Source organism: Xylophilus sp. PBN-3R, assembly GCF_057747805.1.
Window position 1 is genome coordinate 1,320,341 of sequence record NZ_CM173225.1, and the last position, 21,675, is coordinate 1,342,015.

General features: G+C 64.6%; 20 protein-coding genes and 1 pseudogene. 9 read left to right on the forward strand and 12 right to left on the reverse strand.

The features are described from left to right. The first annotated feature begins 32 nt into the window (after positions 1-32). The 3 genes from AC3ANW_RS05960 to AC3ANW_RS05970 all read left to right on the forward strand — a co-directional run bounded on the left by AC3ANW_RS05960 (position 33) and on the right by AC3ANW_RS05970 (position 3,821). Positions 33-692 (forward strand): response regulator transcription factor, encoded by a 660-nt coding sequence (locus tag AC3ANW_RS05960; RefSeq protein WP_488344279.1) that lies wholly within the window; start codon positions 33-35, stop codon positions 690-692. Beyond that, entirely contained in the window at positions 689-2,008 is a 1,320-nt protein-coding gene (locus AC3ANW_RS05965; RefSeq protein WP_488344280.1) for an ATP-binding protein, read from the forward strand. The genes AC3ANW_RS05960 and AC3ANW_RS05965 overlap by 4 nt, the downstream gene beginning before the upstream one ends. 103 nt (positions 2,009-2,111) lie before the next feature. Then, positions 2,112-3,821 carry a thiamine pyrophosphate-binding protein gene (locus tag AC3ANW_RS05970; RefSeq protein ID WP_488344281.1) on the forward strand — a complete coding sequence of 570 codons (1,710 nt, stop codon included), beginning with the start codon at positions 2,112-2,114 and terminating at the stop codon, positions 3,819-3,821. 102 nt (positions 3,822-3,923) lie between these two features. Here AC3ANW_RS05970 and bfr read toward each other — a convergent pair whose 3' ends face one another. Then, on the reverse strand, positions 3,924-4,400 hold the full coding sequence (gene bfr / locus AC3ANW_RS05975; protein WP_488344282.1) for a bacterioferritin: 477 nt from the start codon (positions 4,398-4,400) through the stop codon (positions 3,924-3,926). Between the two features lie 274 nt (positions 4,401-4,674). On the opposite strand from bfr, the gene ahpC reads away from it, so the two are divergent. Both ahpC and ahpF read left to right on the forward strand, forming a co-directional pair. Further along, positions 4,675-5,247 carry an alkyl hydroperoxide reductase subunit C gene (gene ahpC / locus AC3ANW_RS05980; RefSeq protein WP_488344283.1) on the forward strand — a complete coding sequence of 191 codons (573 nt, stop codon included), beginning with the start codon at positions 4,675-4,677 and terminating at the stop codon, positions 5,245-5,247. Between the two features lie 97 nt (positions 5,248-5,344). Beyond that, positions 5,345-6,904, forward strand: a complete 1,560-nt coding sequence (gene ahpF, locus AC3ANW_RS05985; RefSeq protein ID WP_488344284.1) for an alkyl hydroperoxide reductase subunit F — start codon at positions 5,345-5,347, stop codon at positions 6,902-6,904. A 16-nt stretch (positions 6,905-6,920) separates the two neighbouring features. Here the strand turns inward: ahpF and ppsR are convergent, their stop codons facing one another. Beyond that, positions 6,921-7,742 (reverse strand): posphoenolpyruvate synthetase regulatory kinase/phosphorylase PpsR, encoded by an 822-nt coding sequence (gene ppsR, locus AC3ANW_RS05990; RefSeq protein ID WP_488344285.1) that lies wholly within the window; start codon positions 7,740-7,742, stop codon positions 6,921-6,923. A gap of 191 nt (positions 7,743-7,933) precedes the next feature. Here ppsR and ppsA point away from each other — a divergent pair, with 191 nt between their 5' ends. Continuing rightward, positions 7,934-10,324 (forward strand): phosphoenolpyruvate synthase, encoded by a 2,391-nt coding sequence (gene ppsA, locus AC3ANW_RS05995; RefSeq protein ID WP_488344286.1) that lies wholly within the window; start codon positions 7,934-7,936, stop codon positions 10,322-10,324. Between the two features lie 61 nt (positions 10,325-10,385). Here the strand turns inward: ppsA and AC3ANW_RS06000 are convergent, their stop codons facing one another. Next, the gene (locus AC3ANW_RS06000) at positions 10,386-10,787 is read right to left on the reverse strand and encodes a hypothetical protein (protein ID WP_488344287.1); all 402 of its coding nucleotides are present in this window, start codon (positions 10,785-10,787) and stop codon (positions 10,386-10,388) included. 145 nt (positions 10,788-10,932) lie between these two features. Here AC3ANW_RS06000 and AC3ANW_RS06005 point away from each other — a divergent pair, with 145 nt between their 5' ends. Next, positions 10,933-11,217 (forward strand): sodium/substrate symporter small subunit, encoded by a 285-nt coding sequence (locus tag AC3ANW_RS06005; protein ID WP_488344288.1) that lies wholly within the window; start codon positions 10,933-10,935, stop codon positions 11,215-11,217. Continuing rightward, positions 11,201-13,264, forward strand: a complete 2,064-nt coding sequence (locus AC3ANW_RS06010; RefSeq protein ID WP_488344289.1) for a VC_2705 family sodium/solute symporter — start codon at positions 11,201-11,203, stop codon at positions 13,262-13,264. The genes AC3ANW_RS06005 and AC3ANW_RS06010 overlap by 17 nt, the downstream gene beginning before the upstream one ends. Before the next feature lie 3 nt (positions 13,265-13,267). Here AC3ANW_RS06010 and AC3ANW_RS06015 read toward each other — a convergent pair whose 3' ends face one another. From AC3ANW_RS06015 to garD, 9 genes and pseudogenes are all read right to left on the reverse strand, one after another. Continuing rightward, positions 13,268-13,621 carry an FKBP-type peptidyl-prolyl cis-trans isomerase gene (locus tag AC3ANW_RS06015; RefSeq protein ID WP_488345365.1) on the reverse strand — a complete coding sequence of 118 codons (354 nt, stop codon included), beginning with the start codon at positions 13,619-13,621 and terminating at the stop codon, positions 13,268-13,270. A gap of 30 nt (positions 13,622-13,651) precedes the next feature. Beyond that, positions 13,652-14,002, reverse strand: a pseudogene (locus tag AC3ANW_RS06020) (FKBP-type peptidyl-prolyl cis-trans isomerase); the annotation flags it as partial. A gap of 91 nt (positions 14,003-14,093) precedes the next feature. Continuing rightward, the gene (locus tag AC3ANW_RS06025) at positions 14,094-14,429 is read right to left on the reverse strand and encodes a hypothetical protein (protein WP_488344290.1); all 336 of its coding nucleotides are present in this window, start codon (positions 14,427-14,429) and stop codon (positions 14,094-14,096) included. A gap of 484 nt (positions 14,430-14,913) precedes the next feature. Then, positions 14,914-15,294 (reverse strand): COG4315 family predicted lipoprotein, encoded by a 381-nt coding sequence (locus tag AC3ANW_RS06030; protein WP_488344291.1) that lies wholly within the window; start codon positions 15,292-15,294, stop codon positions 14,914-14,916. 104 nt (positions 15,295-15,398) lie between these two features. Continuing rightward, positions 15,399-16,007: an aminoacyl-tRNA hydrolase gene (gene pth, locus AC3ANW_RS06035; protein WP_488344292.1), complete on the reverse strand. Its 609-nt coding sequence runs from the start codon at positions 16,005-16,007 to the stop codon at positions 15,399-15,401. Positions 16,008-16,083: 76 nt separating this feature from the next. Then, a complete protein-coding gene (locus AC3ANW_RS06040; protein ID WP_488344293.1) occupies positions 16,084-16,452 on the reverse strand; it encodes a 5-carboxymethyl-2-hydroxymuconate Delta-isomerase in 369 nt (122 codons plus the stop codon). 26 nt (positions 16,453-16,478) lie between these two features. Beyond that, positions 16,479-17,924, reverse strand: coding sequence for an aldehyde dehydrogenase family protein (locus AC3ANW_RS06045; RefSeq protein WP_488344294.1), 1,446 nt, complete (start codon positions 17,922-17,924; stop codon positions 16,479-16,481). A gap of 33 nt (positions 17,925-17,957) precedes the next feature. Then, the gene (locus AC3ANW_RS06050; protein WP_488344295.1) at positions 17,958-18,938 is read right to left on the reverse strand and encodes a Bug family tripartite tricarboxylate transporter substrate binding protein; all 981 of its coding nucleotides are present in this window, start codon (positions 18,936-18,938) and stop codon (positions 17,958-17,960) included. Positions 18,939-18,973: 35 nt separating this feature from the next. After that, positions 18,974-20,578 carry a galactarate dehydratase gene (garD, locus tag AC3ANW_RS06055; RefSeq protein WP_488344296.1) on the reverse strand — a complete coding sequence of 535 codons (1,605 nt, stop codon included), beginning with the start codon at positions 20,576-20,578 and terminating at the stop codon, positions 18,974-18,976. A gap of 207 nt (positions 20,579-20,785) precedes the next feature. Between garD and AC3ANW_RS06060 the strand changes: the two genes are divergently transcribed. Then, the gene (locus AC3ANW_RS06060) at positions 20,786-21,616 is read left to right on the forward strand and encodes a FadR/GntR family transcriptional regulator (protein WP_488344297.1); all 831 of its coding nucleotides are present in this window, start codon (positions 20,786-20,788) and stop codon (positions 21,614-21,616) included. Positions 21,617-21,675 lie beyond the last annotated feature (59 nt).

Genomic DNA, 21,675 nt, shown 5'->3' on the forward strand with positions numbered 1-21,675 from the left:
CGGTCTAAGGCTCGCCGGTCATCATCCAGCCCATGAGAATCCTGCTGGTCGAAGACGACGTGATGATCGGCGAGGCCGTGCTCGACCTGCTGCGGGCCGAGCGTTATGCGGTCGACTGGGTGCGTGACGGCGAGATGGCCGACACGGCGCTGCGCAGCGAACATTACGACGGCGTGTTGCTCGACCTGGGCCTGCCCCGACGCGACGGGCTGGAAGTGCTGCGGGCCCTGCGGGCGCGTGGTGCGCGGGTGCCGGTGCTGATCGCCACGGCGCGGGATGCGGTGGCCGATCGGGTGGCAGGCCTGGATGCCGGCGCCGAGGACTATGTCGTCAAGCCCTTCGACACCGACGAACTGCTGGCCCGCATCCGTGCACTGATACGCCGCGGCGAGGGCCATGCGGCACCGACGTTTTCATACCGCGGCGTCACGCTCGACCCGGCCACCCACCAGGCCACGCAGGACGGCAAGCCGGTCGCCCTGTCGGCCCGCGAATGGGCGGTGCTCGAACCCATGCTCGCCCGGCCAGGCGTCATCTTTTCGCGCACGCAGCTGGAAGAACGCATGTTCGGCTGGAAGGACGAGGTCAGCAGCAATGCGGTGGAGGTCTACATCCACGGCGTGCGCAAGAAACTGGGCGCCGACCTCATCCAGACCGTGCGCGGCCTCGGCTACCTGGTGCCGAAGACATGAAGGCGCCGCGCTCGCTCCAGGGGCGGTTGCTCGGCCTGCTGTTCGCCTGCATCGTGCTGGCCGCCGCCGCGCTGGCGGTGGGCGCCTATCGGGGTGCACTGCGCGAGGCGGACGCCCTCAACGACCTGCATCTGCAGCAGGTGGCGCGTTCGCTGCGGCACACCGTTCCCCTGGGTGGCATGGCCGGCGAGACCGAAGACGGCGACCTCGACCTGCAGGTGCAGATCTGGGGCTCGGACGGTGTGCAGCTCTACCGATCGGCCCGTTCCGGCCTGCCGCAAAGGGCGGTGCTTGGTTTCTCCGACATGACGGTGGAGGGCACCCGCTACCGCGTCTATTCCATCCAGACACCGCTGCAGACGGTGCAGATCGCCCAGGACATGGACGCCCGCCAGAGCCGCGCCAGCGCCCAGGCGCTGCGTGCCACGCTGCCGGTGCTGCTGGTCGCGCCGCTGCTGATGCTGGCGGTGGGCGCTGTCATCCGCCGCACCCTCGCGCCGGTCGAACGCATGCGCCGGCAGGTGGCGGGCAGGGCGGCCGACGACCTGCGGGCCTTGCCCGAAGACGGACTGCCGGACGAAGTGCTGCCGCTGGTGCAGGAACTCAACCTGCTGTTCGGCCGGGTGCAGGGCGCCTTCGATGCGCAGCGGAATTTCGTGGCCGATGCTGCACATGAACTGCGTTCGCCCCTCACGGCGCTCAAGCTGCAGGCCCAGGCCCTGCAGCGCGGCGCGGGCGACGGCGCATCGCATGCGGTGGCAGTCGCGCGCCTGTCGCAGGGCATCGACCGCGCCATCGCCCTGGTCGGCCAGTTGCTGCAAATGGCACGACAGGACGCCGGTGCGGCATCCGGTGCTGCGGCCGTACCTGCAGCGCTGGACCTGCACGACCTGCTCCAGGCGGTCATGGCCGACGCCTTGCCGCTGGCCGCCGAGCGGCGCATCGATCTGGGCGTGACCGGGTCCGAGTCCGCGCCGCTGCTGGGTTTCGCCGACGGCCTGCAGACGCTCCTGCGCAACCTGATCGACAACGCCATCAAGTTCGCGCCCGAAGGTGGTCAGGTGGACATCGAACTGCGTCACGACGAGGGCGTGGTGTTATTGGCTGTCGACGACAACGGGCCCGGAATCCCGGCCGAATTCCATGACCGGGTGATGGACCGTTTCTTTCGCACGCCGGATGCCAGCGCGCCCGGCAGCGGCCTGGGCCTGGCCATCGTGCGGGCGGTGGCGGATCGGCATGGCGCCACCTTTGCCCTGATGCCCTCGCCGACGCTCGGGGGCTTGCGGGCCGAGGTGAGGTTTCCGCCGAAGTAGCGGCAGCTAGGGGCAGCCCGCGATGCGGGAAACGCGTGTCATCGCGATAATCGGCGCGCGCATGTTTGCGCTGTCACCTCGAACGCTTCGGAGCCTTTCTCTCATGCCCAGTCAACTCGCCGGCCACCTCATCGTCGAATGCCTTGTCGAACAAGGCGCAACCCATGTCTTCGGCGTGCCCGGCGAAAGCTACCTGGCGGTGCTGGACGGATTCCACGGCCATGCCGACGAGATCGAATTCGTCATCTGCCGGCAGGAGGGCGGCGCGGCCTACATGGCCGAGGCCCACGGCAAGCTGACCGGCCGCCCCGGCGTGTGTTTTGTCACACGCGGCCCCGGCGCGACCAATGCGTCCATCGGCCTGCACACCGCATTCCAGGACTCCACGCCGATGGTGCTGCTGGTAGGCGATGTCGGCAGCGACTTCCGCGACCGCGAGGCTTTCCAGGAAGTCGATTTCCATTCCTTCTTCGGCCCCAGCACCAAGGGCATGGCCAAGATGGTGGAGCGTATCGACGACGCCAGCCGCATCCCCGAATACGTGTCCCGCGCGTTTTCCACCGCCATGTCGGGCCGGCCGGGGCCAGTGGTGCTGGTGCTGCCCGAAGACATGCTGCGCGAGACGGTCGACGCCAAACCGCTGCCCCGCGTCGAGCCCCCGATGGCCTGGAGCGACCCGGGTTCGTTGCGCAGGTTGCGCGAACTGCTGATGGCCTCGGAGCGCCCGCTGGTGATCGCCGGCGGCAGCGGCTGGACACCGCAATCGGCCCAGGCGCTGCAACGTTTCGCCGAGAACTGGCAGCTGCCGGTCACCAACGCTTTCAGGTTCCAGGACACCTTCGACAACTACCACGACCTTTATGCCGGTGACGTCGGCATCGCCCTCAATCCCAAGCTGGCCGCGCGCATCAAGCAGGCCGACCTGCTGCTGGTGATCGGGCCGCGCCTGGGTGAGATGACGACCAACGGCTACACGCTGATCGACGCGCCCATCGCGACCCAGACGCTGGTGCACATGCATGCGTCGGCCGAAGAGCTGAACCGGGTCTACCGCGCCGACCTGGCCATCCATGTTTCGATGGCGGCCGCCGCACGCAGCCTGGAAGTGCTGACCGCGCCGACCACCCTGCCGTGGGCTGAATGGACCGCATCGGCCAACGCCGATTACCTGGCCCATCTCGAGCCGCAGAAGTTGCCCGGCCTGGACGAGAACGCGCCCGGCGCGATCGACGTGCCGGCGCTGATCGCTGCGCTCCGCAACAACCTGCCGGCCGATGCGGTACTGACCAACGGCGCCGGCAACTTCGCCACCTGGCTGCACCGCTACTTCCGCTATCACGGCCTCGCAAAGGGCTTCAAGACCCAGCTGGCGCCGACCTCGGGTGCCATGGGCTACGGCGTGCCGGCCGCGATTTCGGCCAGCATCACCACCGGCCGGACCGCCTTCACCATCGCCGGCGACGGTGATTTCCAGATGACCTGCCAGGAACTCGCCACCGCCGTGCAGGCAGGCGGCAAGAGCATCATCCTGCTGCTGGACAACGGCATGTACGGCACCATCCGCATGCACCAGGAGCGCGATTATCCGAAGCGCATCAGCGGTACCAAGCTGGTCAACCCGGACTTCCTGGGCCTGGCGAGGGCCTGGGGTTACGCCGCCGAGAAGGTCGAGCGGGCAGAAGACTTCGAGGCGGCCCTGCAACGCGCGCTGGCAGCCGACACCGGCACGCTGATCCTGGTGCCGCTCAGCCAGGAGGTCATCACCACCCGACTGACGCTGAGCGCCATCACCGAGGCCGCGCTGAAGAAGTAAGCCGAAGCAGCGGTGGAATATGAAAAGGGCGGAGCCTCGCGGCACCGCCCTTTTTCTTCGTGTTGTCGTTTCGTGGGACGACGCTTCTAATTCCGCCGGGGGTTACTCCAGTTCGCCCATCTGCGACTGCAGGTAGTTGGGCAGGCCGACCTTGGAGATCAGGTCGATCTGGGTTTCCAGGAAGTCGATGTGTTCTTCGGTGTCGTCGAGAATCTTCTGCAGCAGGTCACGCGACACATAGTCACGCACCGATTCGCAGTGGGCCATGCCAGCCTTGATGGTGGCCTGCGCTCCGTATTCCAGGCCGAGGTCGGCGTTCAGCAGTTCTGGAACGTCTTCACCGATATTGAGCTTGCCCAGGTCCTGCAGGTTCGGCAGGCCGTCCAGCATGAAGATGCGGTCCATGAGCCAGTCGGCGTGTTTCATCTCGCCGATGGATTCCGAATATTCCTTCTTGGCCAGCTTGTCGAAGCCCCAGTGCTTCAGCATGCGGTAGTGCAGGAAGTACTGGTTGATCGCGGTCAGTTCGTTCTTGAGCTGAGCTTGCAGATGCTGGATGACTTGGAGATCGCCCTTCATGTGATTGTTCTTTCTTGTAGGTTCAGATATGGATTGGGCGCGATTGTGACTGGTTGACCATGTCAACGACAAGGCAATCCCCCACGCGGCCGGTGTGCCTGCGGCTGAGGCTGAGAGGCGTTTGCATTGAACTCCCCCATCGACCGTCACGCCCATGTTGCACTGCACATAGAAAATGCCAATTCCCCGGATACGTTCTATTCATCAAGAAGAGGGGTTTACCCGTCTATCCTCGAGCCTTCGCAAAGTCACCCATCCAAACAAGGAAAACCTGATGTCTCTGATCAACAAGGAAGTCGCTCCCTTCAAGGCAACCGCCTATCACAATGGCAAGTTCGTGCCGGTGAGCGAACAGAACTTCAAGGGCAAATGGTCTGTCGTGGTGTTCTACCCGGCTGATTTCACCTTCGTCTGCCCTACCGAACTGGGCGACCTGGCTGACCACTACGCCGAATTCCAAAAGCTGGGCGCGGAAGTCTATGGCGTGTCGACCGATACCCACTTCACCCACAAGGCATGGCACGACACGTCCGACACCATCGCCAAGGTCCAGTACCCGCTGATCGGCGACCCGAACCACCAGCTGGCCACCTTCTTCGACGTGCTGATCACCGAAGGCGACGATCACGGCTTGGCACTGCGCGGTACCTTCGTGATCGACCCCGAAGGCCGTGTGAAGACCATCGAAGTGCACGACAACGGCATCGGCCGTGACGCCACCGAAACCCTGCGCCGCCTGAAGGCTGCCCAGTACATCGCCGCTCACCCCGGTGAGGTCTGCCCCGCCAAGTGGAGCGAAGGCGCCGAAACCCTGACCCCGTCTCTGGACCTGGTCGGCAAGATCTAAAAAGATCGCGCTGCAAGAGCCCGGGTGCGCCCGGGCTTTTTTTTCCGCAGCGAAACCATAACTATCGATTTAACGAATTCAATAGCGAGAAATAATCATGCTGGACGCCAACCTCAAGACCGCACTCAAGGGCTACCTGGAGCGTGTCACCAAGCCCATCGAAATCGTGGCTTCCGTCGATGACAGCAAGGCGTCCGGCGACTTGAAAGGCCTGCTGGCCGACATCGTCGCGCTGACCGACAAGATCACCCTCGTCGAGCGTTCGGACGATGGCGAACGCAAGCCCTCGTTCCTGATTACCAACCCTGGCATCGACACCGGCGTGCGTTTCGCCGGCCTGCCGCTGGGCCATGAATTCACATCGCTCGTGCTGGCACTGCTGCAGGTGGGCGGCCATCCGTCCAAGGCGGCGCAGGACACCATCGACCAGGTGAAGAACCTGCAGGGCGACTATCACTTCGAGACCTATTTCTCGCTGTCGTGCCAGAACTGTCCGGACGTGGTTCAGGCGCTGAACCTGATGTCGGTGCTCAACCCCAACATCAAGCACACCGCCATCGACGGCGGCCTGTTTCCTTCGGAAGTCGAAGCCCGACAGATCATGGCCGTGCCCACCGTCTACCTGAACGGCACCACCTTCGGCCAGGGCCGGATGCAACTGGAAGAGATCGTCGCCAAGCTCGACACCGGCGCCGTCAAACGCGAAGCTGAAAAGCTGGATGCCAAGGCTCCTTACGATCTGCTGGTCGTCGGCGGTGGCCCGGCCGGCGCCGCGGCGGCTGTTTATGCGGCTCGCAAGGGCATCCGCACCGGAGTGGCGGCCGAACGTTTCGGCGGCCAGGTGCTGGATACGCTCGGCATCGAGAACTTCATTTCGATCAAGGAAACCGAAGGGCCGAAGTTCGCTGTCGCCCTGGAAGAACACGTCAAGCATTACGACGTGGACATCATGAATCTGCAGCGCGCCGAAGCGCTGGTGTCCGGCAACGGCCTGATCGAGATCAAGCTGGCCAGCGGCGCGTCGCTCAAGGCCAAGTCGGTCGTCATCTCGACCGGCGCACGCTGGCGCAACATCAATGTGCCCGGCGAAGCCGAGTACAAGAACAAGGGCGTGGCCTATTGCCCGCACTGCGACGGTCCGCTGTTCAAGGGCAAGCGCGTGGCGGTGATCGGCGGCGGCAACTCGGGTGTCGAAGCCGCCATCGACCTGGCCGGTGTGGTCGGCCATGTCACGCTGATCGAATTCGGCGATCAGTTGCGGGCCGACGAAGTGCTGCAACGCAAGCTGCGCAGCCTGCCCAACGTGCAGATCCACACCTCGGCGCAGACCACTTCGATCAACGGTGACGGCAACAAGGTCAACGGTCTGGTGTTCAAGGATCGCGCGTCCGGCGAAGAAAAGACCGTGCCGCTCGAAGGCGTGTTCATCCAGATCGGCCTGGTGCCCAACACCGAATGGCTGAAGGGTTCCATCGAACTGTCCAAACACGGCGAGATCGTGGTGGACAACCGAGGTCAGACATCGGTGCCCGGTGTGTTCGCCGCGGGCGACGCGACCACCGTGCCGTTCAAGCAGATCATCATCGCGGCCGGCGACGGCGCCAAGGCTGCACTCGGCGCCTTCGACCACCTGATCCGCTCGTCGGCACCCGCCTGAAACGAAACCTGATCCTTCAGTAGATCAGCCTCTCGGGGCGGATCTCCTGGAGGATCGTGGTGGCGATTTCCTCGATCGACTTGGTGGTCGTCGAAAGCCAGCGGATGCCGGTGCGCCGCATCATTGCCTCGGCATCGGCCACCTCGTTGCGGCAGTTCTGCAGGTCGGCGTACTTCGAATTGGGGCGGCGTTCCTGTCGAATCTCCGACAGGCGTTCCGGCTTGATGGTCAGGCCGAAAAGCTTTTGTTTGTGCGGCAGCAGGGCAGGGGGCAACTGGCGGCGCTCGAAGTCTTCCGGAATCAGCGGATAGTTGGCCGACTTCAGTCCGTGCTGCATTGCCAGGTAAAGGGAGGTCGGCGTCTTGCCGCTGCGGCTGACGCCCACCAGGATGACATCGGCGCCGCCCAGATCGCGGTTCGACTGGCCGTCGTCATGGTCCAGGCTGTAGTTGATCGCCTCGATACGGTCGTTGTATTCCTTGCTCTTCGAAACGTCGGCAAAGCGGCCGACGCGGTGCAGCGACTTGATGCCCAATTCCTTTTCGAGCGGCTGCACGAAGGTGGCGAACATGTCCATCAGCATGCCCTGGCAACCCGCGCGTACGACGGCCAGCACTTCGGTATCGACCAGCGTTGTGAACACCAGCGGTTTCTTGCCTTCGACCTCGCCCGTGTGATTGATCTGGCGCACCACCTGGTGCGCCTTGTCGACCGTGTCGACGAAGGGCAGGCGCACATGGCGCGGCCGCATCTCGAACTGCGACAGGATGGCATTGCCGAACGCCTCGGCGGTGATGCCGGTGCCGTCGGAAATGAAGAACACGGTACGGGTATGCATAAGCAAAGGCTTTCCGTCGAGGATTGAAGGTTGGGATCGTGGCTGACGCAGCGTTGAATCGCCGCCGCCTACAATTCCTGCAATTATCCGAATTCCGCCATGGCCCGCCACGACAACCTACAAGCCGAACAAAGCCGTGTAGCCGCCCATGCCCCTTTCGGAACGCCGGTTTCAACTTCTGGAGTCTTCCCATGTCAGCACTGTTCGAGGCGACCGCCCTGGTCGTACCATTCGAGAACCTGAGAATGTCCGACGTCGAGTCGGTCGGCGGCAAGAACGCCAGCCTCGGCGAAATGATTTCGCAATTGCCGCAGGGCGTGCGGGTGCCTACCGGTTTCGCGACCACCGCCCATGCTTTCCGCGAGTTTCTGGCGCATGACGGCCTGACCGAACGCATCAGCAAACGCCTGGCAACGCTGGACATCGAAGACGTGCGTGAACTCGCCGTCGTCGGCGCCGAGATCCGCGGCTGGATCGAGAACCAGCCTTTCCCGGCCGACCTTGAAAAATCCATCCGCGACGCCTTCGCCACGCTGTCGGCAGGCAATTCGCAAGCCAGCTTCGCAGTCCGTTCGTCCGCTACCGCGGAAGATCTGCCGGACGCTTCCTTCGCCGGCCAGCAGGAGACTTTCCTGAACGTCGTCGGCATCGAGGACGTGCTGCACAAGATGAAGGAAGTGTTCGCTTCCCTCTACAACGACCGCGCCATCAGCTACCGTGTCCACAAGGGTTTCGCGCATGACGTGGTCGCGCTGTCGGCCGGCGTCCAGCGCATGGTCCGCTCCGACCTCGGCGCTGCCGGTGTCATGTTCACCATCGACACAGAATCCGGTTTCGACCAGGTCGTCTTCATCACCAGCAGCTACGGCCTGGGCGAGACCGTGGTGCAGGGCGCCGTCAACCCGGACGAGTTCTATGTCCACAAGCCGATGCTTGCCGCCGGCAACCGCGCGGTAATCCGCCGCAACCTGGGTTCGAAGCTGATCCAGATGGTGTTTTCAACACCCGAGGAAAAGGCTGCCAGCGGCAAGCTGGTGAAGACGGTCGATGTGCCCACCGAGCAACGCAACCGCTTCTCGCTGACCGATGCCGACGTCGAGGAACTGGCCAAATACGCGCTGGTGATCGAGCAACATTACGGCCGCCCGATGGACATCGAGTGGGGCAAGGACGGCACCGACGGCCATCTCTACATCCTGCAGGCCCGCCCTGAAACCGTGAAGAGCCAGCAGGCCGGCAAGCCCGAGCAGCGTTTCAAGCTGAAGGGCACCGGCCCGGTGCTGGTCGAAGGCCGTGCCATCGGCCAGAAGGTCGGTACCGGCGCGGTGCGCTTGGTGCACGACATCCGCGACATGGACCAGGTGCAGGCCGGCGACATCCTCGTCACCGACATGACCGACCCCAACTGGGAACCCGTCATGAAGCGCGCCAGCGCCATCGTCACCAACCGCGGCGGCCGTACCTGCCACGCAGCCATCATCGCGCGTGAACTGGGCATCCCGGCCGTGGTCGGCTGCGGCGACGCCACCGAATTGCTGAAGGACGGCACGCTGGTCACCGTCAGCTGCGCCGAAGGCGACACCGGCCGTATCTACGACGGCCTGCTGGAAACCGAAATCACCGAAGTCCTGCGCGGCGAGATGCCCGAGGTCAAGGTGAAGATCATGATGAACGTCGGCAATCCGCAGCTGGCTTTCGACTTCTGCCAGTTGCCCAACGAAGGCGTGGGCCTGGCCCGTCTCGAGTTCATCATCAACAACAACATCGGTGTGCACCCGAAGGCCATCCTCGACTACCCCAATGTCGACGCCGACCTGAAGAAGGCCGTCGAATCCGTGGCCCGCGGCCATGCCAGCCCCAAGGCGTTCTACGTCGACAAGGTCGCTGAAGGCGTGGCCACCATCGCGGCGGCCTTCTGGCCCAAGCCCGTCATCGTTCGCCTGTCGGACTTCAAGTCCAACGAATACCGCAAGCTCATCGGCGGCAGCCGCTACGAACCGGAAGAAGAAAACCCGATGCTGGGTTTCCGTGGGGCCGCGCGTTACATCAGCACCGAGTTCCGCGAAGCCTTCGCCATGGAATGCGAGGCGCTGAAGCGGGTGCGCGATGAAATGGGCTTGACCAACGTGCAGGTGATGGTGCCCTTCGTGCGGACCTTGAAGCAGGCCGAGCGGGTCACCCAGATGCTGGCCGAACACGGCCTGCCCCGCGGTGGCAACGACCTGAAGGTCATCATGATGTGTGAGGTTCCCAGCAACGCCATCCTGGCCGAGCGTTTCCTCGAGTTCTTCGACGGCTTCTCCATCGGCTCCAACGACCTGACCCAGCTCACCCTGGGGCTGGACCGCGATTCGGGCCTGGAACTGCTGGCCGCCGACTTCGACGAACGCGACCCCGCCGTGCAGGCCATGCTTTCCAAGGCCATCGCTGCCTGCAAGTCGGCAGGCAAATACGTCGGCATCTGCGGCCAGGGCCCGAGCGACCATCCGGACTTCGCACAGTGGTTGGCCGATGAAGGCATCGCCTCCATCTCGCTCAACCCCGACAGTGTCATCGACACCTGGAAACGCCTGGCAGGCTAAGCCTTCAGGCCTGATGAAAAGCCCCCCGTTCGCAAGAGCGGGGGGCTTTTTTATCGGTCCTTCAGTCTTTCAGTTCGGCGACCAGGTCACACACCAGCTTGCGCTGATGTTCGGTGAGTTGCATGTAGCGCGCCACCATCGCCCGGTCGGCTGCGCTCATGTCCGCATCCTGCGGATGGGCCTCGCGCACCACCTGAAGCGTGACGGGCTCGGGGCCGAAACGCAGTTCGTGCGGCGAAAGATCCAGCCATTGGGCCAGGGCCCGAAGTTTGTCCTGGGTGGGCATCGAATACCCCAGCATCCAGTTGCGCACCGCATAGAGCGACACGCTACGGCCCCAGTAACGGAGGTTGAACTCGTGGGCGATGACCGTGGGCGACTGGGGGACGCCAGCCTCCAGCAACGCCTTTCGGAAACGTTCGGAAAATTTTTTGGCCTCGGGGCGTGCAAGCTTGCTCGACATGCGGCGACCTTAGGTGTGATGCGTTGCGGGCAAGAGAGTCGATGGCAAATATCCGGTGATAACTTGTCACGGCGAAACGTGGATTTTGAAGAACCTGAGGCAAATCCCGTGGCGCAAAACCCGTAGTCGCGTCGATGATTCCCGCATGATTGCGCAAGCCGAATCCGCTGCCGACGTCCAGGACCCCGAAGCCGCACCGGGACTCGGCCCCGTGCGACTCGTCCTGCTGCTGTTATGGGCCGCCGCGTCCTTCGGGACCTGCTACTTCGCGCGTGACCTGCAGGTGCTGCTCGGGCGGCCGCTGCAGGCCTACGGCCTGGCAGCGCAGGGCATCCTGATCGTCTTCATCTTGCTGGTGCTGTTCAACGCGTGGTACTTCAACCGCCAGCATCCGGAACACCGGACCGGCGCCAATGAACACGGTGTCTGATTCGTCCGGGCCGGCCTACGAGCGCCGTCTGCATTTCATTCTCGCGGGCTACGTCGCCTGCGTGCTGATGTTCCTGCTGGCGCTGTACACGGCCGAGCAGGCAGGCCTGTCGCGCCACTGGATCGGGCCGATCTTCCTATTCTCGACCGTGATGGTGTATGCCGCCATCGGCGTCTGGGGCCGCACATCCGATCCGGTGGAGTACTACGTGGCTGGCCGACGCATACCGCCGATGTACAACGGCATGGCGGCGGCGGCCGACTGGATGAGCGCCGCGTCGTTCATCAGCCTGCCCGGTGCGCTCTATCTGCAGGGGTTTTCCGGCACGGCGGGGCAGGCTGGCGGGCTGGCCTACCTGCTGGGCTGGACCGGCGGCTTTTGCCTGGTGGCCATCCTCATTGCGCCGCAGTTGCGCGCGCTGCGGCTCTACACCGTGCCCGATTTCTTCCAGCAGCGTTTCGGCGGCCGCTGGCCCCGGCGCATCGCGGCGCTGGCGGCGGTGCTGTGTTCCTTCACCTACGTGGTGGCGCAGATCTACGGCGTCGGGCTGATCGCCTCCCGCCTGACCGGCGTGCAGTTCGAGATCGGCATCATGCTGGGCCTGGGCGGCGTGTTGCTGTGTTCTTTCCTCGGCGGCATGCGGGCCATCACCTGGACCCAGGTTTCACAATACGTGGTGCTTCTGCTGGCCTTCCTCATCCCGGTGTCGTGGCTTGCCTGGCAGCAGTTCGGCAATCCCCTGGCGCCGCTGGTCTACGGTGCGCAGATGCCGCAGATCGCCGCGCTGGAGCAGCGTCTGCGCGAAGACCCGGCCGAGCAGGAAGTGGCCGCGCTCTATCGCGATCGCGCCTCGGGCTGGGAGAGTCGACTGCGCGATGTCGATGCGGCCCTTGCCCGCGACCGCGAGGCCGCGCAAGAGCGAATCCGCGAGATGCGTGGACGCAATGCCGATGTCGGCGAAATCGTGGTTGCCAGCCGTGCCCTGGCCCAGTTGCCGCGCGATGCGCAGGTCGCCCGCGAACGCTGGACCCGGGCGCAGCGGGATGACACCGAGCGTGGGCAGTCGCTGGGCGGCCTGCCGTCCCACGCCACGCCTTTCGCAGGTGATCCGCAAGGCACGCCCGTGGAACAGGAAAACTTCGACCTGTCACGTCGCAACTTCCTGGCGCTGATGTTCTGCCTGATGGTCGGCACCGCCGGCCTGCCGCACCTGCTGACCCGCTATTACACGGTCACCAGCGTGTCTGCGGCGCGTCGGTCGGTTGCCTGGTCGCTGGTCTTCATCGCGGTGCTGTATGCCGGTGCGCCTGCCCTGGCGGCGATGGTCAAGTTCGAGGTGATGCAGCACCTGGCCGGCAGCCACTTCGACACCTTGCCCGACTGGATCGCGCAGTGGGCCCGGGTCGATCCGGCGCTTGTTTCCATCGAGGACATCAACGGCGACGGCATCCTGCAGTTCGGCGAATTGCGCCTGGGCGCCGACGTGGTGATGCTGGCCGCACCAGAACTGGCCGGCCTGCCTTACCTGGTGTCAGGTCTGGTGGCGGCGGGCGGGCTTGCGGCGGCGCTGTCGACCGCCGACGGCCTGCTGCTGACGATCAGCAATGCGGTGGTGCACGACCTGGCCCTGCCGGAAGGCAAACGCCCGCTGACACCCGAGCAGCAGGTGATCTTCACCAAATTCGCCCTGCTGGCCGTGGCCATGCTGGCGGCGGTGGTGGCCGCCGTAAGGCCGGCCGAGATACTGTCGCTGGTGTCGGCTTCGTTCTCGCTGGCAGGATCGGCCTTCGTGCCGGCCATGCTGCTCGGCCTCTTCTGGCGCCCCGCCAGCCGGGCGGGCGCCACGGCCGGCATGCTGGCCGGGCTGGGCGTGGCGGTCTATTACATGGTGGCCCATAGCGCCGGAGCGCGTGAATGGGCGGGTCTGGCGCCGCACGGAGCGCTGTGGTGGGGCATCCAGCCGGTGTCGGCGGCGGTCTTCGGTGTGCCGGCCGGCTTGGCGGTGACGGTGATCGTCAGCCTGCTGATTCCGTCACGTCCCGCCTGACCCTCAGTTGACTTCCAGCAATTCGACATCGAACTTCAACGTGGCATTGCCAGGGATCACGCCGCCGGCGCCGCGCGCACCGTAACCCAGGTGTGGCGGGATGATCAGGGTGCGCTTGCCGCCCACCTTCATGCCCTGCACACCTTCGTCCCAGCCGCGGATGACCATGCCACCGCCCAGGGGGAAGTCGAACGGGCTGTTGCGATCGAGGCTGGAATCGAACTTCTGGCCCTGTTCGCCATTCTGGTAGAGCCAGCCGGTGTAATGCACGCTCACGTTGGTCCCGCGCGTGGCTTCGGCGCCTTCGCCGACCACGGTGTCCTCGATCAGCAGGCCGGCCGACGCGGTGTCGCCGATGTCGCCGTCGTCCTCGATCTCGTCGCCCTCGACTTCCAGCAGTTCGACGTCGAACTTCAGGGTGGCGTTGGCGGGAATCACGCCGCCTGCACCGCGTGCGCCATAGCCCAGTTCCGACGGGATGATCAGCGTGCGTTTGCCGCCGACCTTCATGCCCTGGACACCTTCGTCCCAGCCCTTGATGACCATGCCTGCGCCCAGGGAGAATTCGAACGGCGAGCGGCGGTCGACGCTGGAGTCGAACTTCTTGCCCTGCTCGCCGTTGTTGAACAGCCAGCCGGTGTAATGCACGCTGACGCCCTTGCCGGCGGTGGCTTCTGTGCCGGTGCCGACTTCGGTGTCGTCGAACTGCAGGCCCGAGGCGGTAGTGGTGAAAGCCATGGTTTCGAACTCCTTGGATGTCGCGGCGCTCGCGCCGCTTGATGGAACAAACAGGGATTATGGAAAAAATCTCGACGGCTTCGGGCGTGGGTCAGAAAAGCGCCGCGGCACGCGGTGGTTTGCCGGCCTCTGTGACCCTGTCGAACGCGGCGGCGCGCAGGATGCGGGCGGCTTGCTGGTAGCCGATGGCGACCTGGTGCGAGTCGGCGGGCCGACCGTCCGGCGTCTCTGGAATCTGGCCGCAAAGAGCTGTCAGGCGCAGCGAGTGCCGGTTGTCGTAGCCAAGTGCCCGGTCGAGCGCGGACCTGGCGATGTAGGCCATGCGGACAAAGGCTTCGGGGTCGTTTGCGCGCAGCTGGCGGGAGTCGCCGTGGGTCTGAAACCATTGGGCGAAATCGAGAATCTTTCTGGACGTTTCGTCGTGCATGCAGGGCCGCTTTCTGAACGGGCTTACGCACGTGGGATGGGATTGGATTCGGCCGGTTTCGCAGCGGTTATGGGAGTTGGGCCAGCAAGGTGTCGATCCAGCTCGGCGGTAGGTTCATAGCGCCGTCGTAAAAGAGTGATTGATCGTTGGAGTCTTAGATAAGCAGATCTTTTGTCCAGGAAACTCGTGGCATGTCCGAGTGAATGAAAGTGCGCTCCGCCAATAATTTCGTCTTTCCCCTTGGGAATTTAGAAGACAGGTCATGGTGATTGACTCGGTATCAATCCTGTTCTCAGGATATATGGCAGTCCGCATTGATTTATTTCATCAAAAGATTTTTTGGCCGTAGGCGAATCATCCGATTCACCGTTGAACCATTTGTCCATCATCGCCGCAGCTTTTTAGGCGAAAACTCGCGCGCATGATTCAAGCAGAAACAAAAAAGCCCGGCATTGCCGGGCTTCCGAATTCAAGCCACAAAAAATCAGGGTCGTGCGATATGCCACACGTTGCGAAAGTTCTCGCCCTTGACGTCGCCCGCCGCCATGTCTTCCTTGAACCGGTATACCGGCTTGCCCTTGTAGGCCCACTGCGCGCCGCCGTCGTCGCGCGTGACGACGCTGAAGTCGCCCACCGGCCTGGCATCGGCCGGTGCCAGCGCGGGCGGCCACATCGCCACGCACGGGCCATTGCATGCGCTCTTGCCCGACCCTGCGCTGTCGCGGTCGAAGGTGTAGAGCGTCATGTTGTTGTTGTCTGTCAGCATTCCGTTGGCCATCTTCAGGGGAGGCGCCATGGTGGTGGCGCAGCCGGCGAGGGCGGCCAGGGCGAGCGAAGCGGTCAGGGCGGCGAGGCGGTGTTGCATCAGGAATCTCCGGTGATGAATCGACCAGAAAGCGGTCGAACACCGGCATGGACGCAGTGCGGCGGCGGTTTATTCCTGCCGGTCCTCGGAATCGGAAAATATTTTCAGATGCCTTCCGGGCGCGGTGGCTTGGGCCGGGGTGCGGCCACGGTGTGGATCAGCACGGTGGCCTTGTCCATTTCGCCGGCCAGCAACGCGGGCACGGCCTTCAGGCTGCGGTCCATGCTCTGCTCGATGGCGATGCGGTCGGCCTGCGAAGGCTTCTTCAGCACCCAGTTGACGACCTCGGCCCGGTCACCCGGATGGCCGACGCCCAGGCGCAGCCGCCAGTAGTCGGCGCTGCCCAGTTGGGCGTGGATGTCGCGCAAGCCGTTGTGGCCGGCGTGCCCGCCACCCTTCTTGAGCTTGGCCTGGCCGGGCGCGATATCGAGTTCGTCGTGTGCGACGAGGATTTCTTCCGGCGCGATCTTGAAGAAGCGGGCCAGTGCCCCGACGGACTTGCCGGATGCGTTCATGAAGGTCAGCGGCTCCAGCAGCCATACGTTGCGGCCGTCGATGCTGGTGCGGCCCATCAGGCCCCAGTAGCTTTTTTCGACTGCCATGTTCACCTTGAGCTGGCGCGCCAGGGCGTCGATGAACCAGAAACCGGCGTTGTGGCGGGTAGCCTCGTATTCCGGCCCTGGATTGCCCAGGCCGACGAAGAGTTTGATCATGGGCGGTGCTGACGTCGAAGCGGCTAGAAAATGGCCGCGAAATTTAGCACGCGCCCCACGGCGGTCTTCAAGGCCTTCAGGCGGCCAGCACTTCCTTCACATACGAAGGCTTGTGCATTTCGGTGACTTCCACGCTCAACTGCACCACCATGCCGGCCGGCCGCGGAATGCGGTTGCGCATGACCACACCGATGCGTTCGGACAGTTCTGCCTTCACCTCGTCGGTGCGGCCGGGCAGCAGGCGCAGCAGGCAATACACGAATCCGCGCTCGCCGGAACCCGTGCCCACCGCCGTCACGTCGAGCGGCACGATGCGCGACTTGAGGTCGAGCTCGGCCTTGATCTGCCCGCTGGCGACCAGCGTGGCGTTGACTTCCCGCAGTGTCTCGGCCAGCGCGAAGCTGTCTTCGAGGTTGCGGGAATATTCGATGGTCAGGTGGGGCATGGGAGTCCTAAAAATTACGCCAGAGGTCAGGCCAGGGTGTAGGCCGTCTTCACGATGGTGAAGAATTCCTGGGCGTATTTTCCCTGTTCGCGCGGACCGTAGCTGCTGCCCTTGCGGCCGCCGAACGGCACGTGATAGTCCACACCCGCCGTCGGCAGGTTGACCATCACCATGCCGGCCTGGCTGTGGCGCTTGAAATGCGTGGCGTACTTCAGCGAAGTGGTGGCGATGCCGGCCGACAGACCGAATTCGGTGTCGTTCGACAGGGCCAGCGCCTCTTCGTAGTCCTTTGCCTGGATCACGCTGGCGACCGGTCCGAAGACTTCTTCGCGGTTGATGCGCATGCCGGCGGTGGTGTCGGTGAACAGCGTGGGCGCCATGAAGAAACCTTCGTTGCCGCTGCCGGTGTGGCAGGCGATGCGGTCGCCGCCGGTCACCAGGCGTGCGCCTTCGTCCTTGGCGATCTGCACGTAGCTCAGGTCGGTTTCCAGCTGGGCCTGGCTCGACACCGGGCCGATGTCGGTGCCGGCGGTCAGCGCATCGCCGACCTTGATCTTGGCCATGCGTGCCGCCATCGCCTCGATGAACTTCGGGTAGATGCCCTGCGTGACGATGATGCGGCTCGAAGCCGTGCAGCGCTGGCCGGTCGAATAGAAGGCGGACTGGGTGCACAGCTCGACGGCCTGCGCCAGGTCGGCGTCGTCCAGCACGATCTGCGGATTCTTGCCGCCCATTTCCAGCTGAACCTTCTTGCCGCCCTCGACCGCCAGGGCCGCCAGGCGTCGGCCCACGCCGACCGAGCCGGTGAAGCTGATGGCATCGATGCCGGGGTGCTTGACCAGCGCGTCGCCGATGACACTGCCACGACCCATCACCAGGTTGAACACACCGGCGGGGATGCCGCTGCGGCTGATGATTTCGGACAGCGCCCAGGCGCAGCCCGGCACCAGGTCGGCGGGCTTGAGAACCACGCAGTTGCCGAAGGCCAGGGCCGGGGCGATCTTCCAGGCCGGAATGGCGATCGGGAAGTTCCACGGCGTCACCAGGCCGACCACGCCGACCGGTTCGCGGGTGATTTCAACGCCGATGCCGGGGCGCACCGAGGGCAGGGTCTCGCCGGCCAGCCGCAGGCATTCGCCGGCGAAGAACTTGAAGATCTGGCCGGCGCGGGTGGCTTCGCCGATGCCTTCGGCCTTGGTCTTGCCTTCCTCGCGGGCCAGCAGGGTGCCCAGTTCTTCCCGGCGGGCCAGGATCTCGGTGGCGATCTTGTCCAGTGCGTCGCTGCGCGCCTGGATGCCGCTGGTCGACCAGGCGGGAAAGGCGGCGCGGGCAGCGGCAACGGCTTCGTCCACGTGGCTGGCGTCGCCCTGTGTGTACTGGCCGATCACGTCGGCCAGGTTGGACGGGTTGCGGTTGGGGCTCAGCGAGACGCCGGCCTTCCATTCGCCGGCGATGAGGTTGAGATGTTCCATGGATCCAGTCAGAAATTAAAGAGAAAGAAATACTTATTCGAGCTTGATGCCGGTGGCCTTCACCACAGCCGCCCACTTGGCGACTTCGTCCTTCTGGAAGGCGGCGAACTGGGCCGGCGTGAAGGTCGAGGGCTGCATGCCCAGGGATTTGAGTCGGTCCTGCATTTCCTGGGTGGCGAGGATCTTCAGGATCTCGGTGTTCAGGCGATCGACGATGGCCTTGGGTGTGCCGGCCGGCGCGAAGATGCCCTGCCAGGACAGCACCTCGAAGCCCGGCAGCGTTTCGGCCACGGTCGGCACGTCGGGCATCGATTCGAGACGTTTGGCCGAGCTGACGGCCAGTGCGCGCAACTTGCCCGACTGGATATGCGGACCCGCTACCACGGTGGTGTCGAACATCATGTCGACCTGGCCGGCGATCACGTCCTGGATGGCCGGGCCGGAGCCCTTGTAGGGCACGTGCACGAACTTGGCGCCGGCCTTGTAGCCCAGCAGTTCGAGGGTCATGTGCTGCGAGGTTCCGTTGCCGGCCGATGCGGAAGTCACGGTGTCGGGCTTGGCCTTGGCTGCGGCGATCACGTCTTTCAGCGACTTGAACGGGCTTTTCTCGCCGACCACCAGCACCACCGGGTTGGCGCCGATCAGCACGATGGGCGTGAACGACTTGATCGGGTCGTAGCCCAGCTTGGGATACAGGCTGACGTTGATGGCGTGCGAGCTGACGGTGCCACCCACAATGGTGTAGCCGTCGGGCTGGGCGCGAGCGGCGAGTTCGGAGCCGATGCTGCCGCCCGCGCCGCCGCGGTTGTCGACCACGAAGGTGGTGCCCAGCACTGCGCCGAGCTTCTGGCCGATCAGGCGGGCCAGGATGTCGGTGGTGCCGCCGGTGGGGAAGGGCACCACGTAGGTGATGGGTTTGGTCGGCCAGCCGTCTTGTGCGAAAGCGGAAAGGGAAGGGATGGCTGCCGTCATCACCGCTGCGATGGCGGTTTGAAGGGCGTTGCGACGTTGCATTTTTGTCTCCGTTGAGGTGGTTGAGTTTCGGTAAATCAGGTCACTGGCGCCGGATTGAACAGAACCAGCTGGTTCTGCAGTTTCCAGTGCTCGGCCCAGGTCTTCTTGCGGCCGCTGGCCACGTCCAGCATCAGGCGGAACATCTCCCAGCCCACGTCCTCGATGCTGGCTTCGCCGTCGGCGATGCGGCCGGCGTTGATGTCCATCAGGTCGTGCCAGCGCCGCGCCAGGTCGGTCCGCGTGGCCACCTTGATCACCGGCACCTGCGCCAGGCCGTAAGGCGTGCCGCGGCCGGTGGTGAACACATGCAGGTTCATGCCGGCAGCCAGTTGCAGGGTGCCGCAGATGAAGTCGCTGGCGGGCGTGGCGGCGTAGACCAGACCGCTTTCGATGCCCTCGCCGCGCAGGCGCTGACCGGGCGACAGCACGCCGGTGATGGGCGCGCTGCCCGACTTGATGATCGAGCCCATTGCCTTTTCGACGATGTTGGACAGCCCGCCCTTCTTGTTGCCCGGCGTGGTGTTGGCGCTGCGGTCGGCCGAACCGCGCTGCAGGTAGGCGTCGTACCAGGCCATCTCGCGGATCATGGCTTCGGCCACTTCGGGGCTGCCGGCACGCGAGGTCAGCTGGTCGATGCCGTCGCGCACCTCGGTGGTTTCCGAAAACATGACGGTCGCACCGGCCCGCACCAGCAGGTCGGTGCAGAAACCCACTGCCGGGTTGGCGGTGACACCCGAGAAGGCATCGCTGCCGCCGCATTGCACACCGACGATCAGGTCGGCCGCCGGGCATGTCTCGCGCTGGCGGACATTGAGCTTTTCGAGGTGCTCTTCCGCCTGCCGCATGATGTGCTCGACCATCGACATGAAACCCACGTGTTCGTCGTCCTGCAGGCAGACCACGTCGAGCCTGGCCTCGGCGGTAGCGCCGATATCGGCCACGTTGCGTTCGTCGATCAGCGGAATGCTGCCGGGCGGCAACAGGCGTTCGGGCTGCAGTTTTTCGCAACCCAGGCTGACCAGCATCACCTCGCCGCCGAAGTTGGGGTTGAGGCTGATGTTGCGCAGCGTGCGGATCGGAATCTTGGCGTCCGGCGCGTCGATGGCCACGCCGCAGCCGTAGCCGTGTTCCAGCGCCACCACGTCGTCGACGTTGGGGAAACGCGGCAGCAGTTCCTTCTTGATGCGGTCGATGGCGTATTCGGTTACGCCGGCCACGCATTGCACCGTCTGCGTGATGGCCAGGATGTTGCGGGTGCCGACCGTGCCGTCGAGGTTGCGGTAACCCTCGAAGGTATAGCCCTCCAGCGGGGTCTGCACCGGCGCGGTGATGGTGCTGATCGGCAGGCCTTCGAGCGACCGGGCGTCCGGCATGGCCAGCACCCGTTCATTCACCCAGCTTCCGGCGGGCAGGTCCTTCAGGGTCTCGCCGATCACCACGTTGTAGCGGCGGACCTGGGTGCCGGCCGGCATGGCGCTCAGGGCGACCTTGTGGCCCTGCGGCACACGTTCGTGCAGGACGGTGCCGTCCGGCAGCACCGCGCCGGCGTCCAGGCCGCCGTCGTTGGCGACGATGGCAACGTTGTCATTCGGATGCATGCTGATCGCATGCGGGGGGCGTGCAGGCTGTGCAGTGGTCATGTTTTTTTGAAAGCGTGGGGCAGGGGGGGCGGCGGTCGTGAAGGCCTGCCGAGGAAGGCGAATCGGTTTTTTTAGCGATATCGGGCGATACGCGGCCAGATTAAACCGGTGTATGAACCTCTGCCTTTAACGACGCTTCGTCTCCGTCTTCTTATGGGGGTTAGTCGTATGTTGTCGTACAACGTATTGGCGCATTATCATCAGGCCATGGTCAGCCCGTCAACCGTAATAACGCCATCCGCAGCCGGAGTGTCCGAGCCGGCGGTCCAGTCTTTCCTGCCGCCGGCCCGGCCGCGTTCGCGCAGCCTGGCGCACGGCCTGGTGGACGACCTCAGCGGCCGCATCCGGGGTCAACTGCTGAAGCCCGGCGACAAGCTGCCCACCGAGTCGGCCATCATGCAGAGCTATGGCGTCAGCCGCACCGTGGTGCGCGAGGCATTGTCCAAGCTGCAGGCGGCCGGGCTGGTCGAAACCCGGCACGGCATCGGCACCTTCGTGCTGGCCACCCGGGCCGGCGGCATCTTCCGGCTCGACCCGGCGGACATGACCAATTCCATCGACGCCATCGCGGTACTCGAGCTGCGCATCAGCCTCGAGACCGAGTCCGCCGGCCTCGCGGCCCATCGCCGAACGGACGCCGACCTGCTGGCCATGCGCGAATCGCTCACCGCATTCGCCGCCGCCTTCGCGGCCGGCACCGATACGGTCGCACCGGACTTCCGATTCCACCTGGCCATCGCCAAGGCCACCGGCAACCGCTATTTCGCCGACATCCTGGACCACCTCGGCGCGACCATCATTCCGCGCACCCGCATCACCGCCACACGCATCCCACGGGAAGACCAGTCGCATTACCTGCAACGGGTGAACCGGGAACACGACGAGATCCTCGAAGCGATTGCCCGCAGCGATGCCGAATCGGCCCGGGCCGCCATGCGTGTGCACCTGACCAACAGCCGCGAACGGCTGCTGCGTGCCCGCGAGGCGGCGCAGGCCGCGTCGGCGGCGACAGCAGTGGTTCCGTCCGAATCCGCCTGAACTCCGGGTTTCCGCGTAGTTCGCCAGTCTGGACATCCTTTGGCTTTTAGTTGTACGAT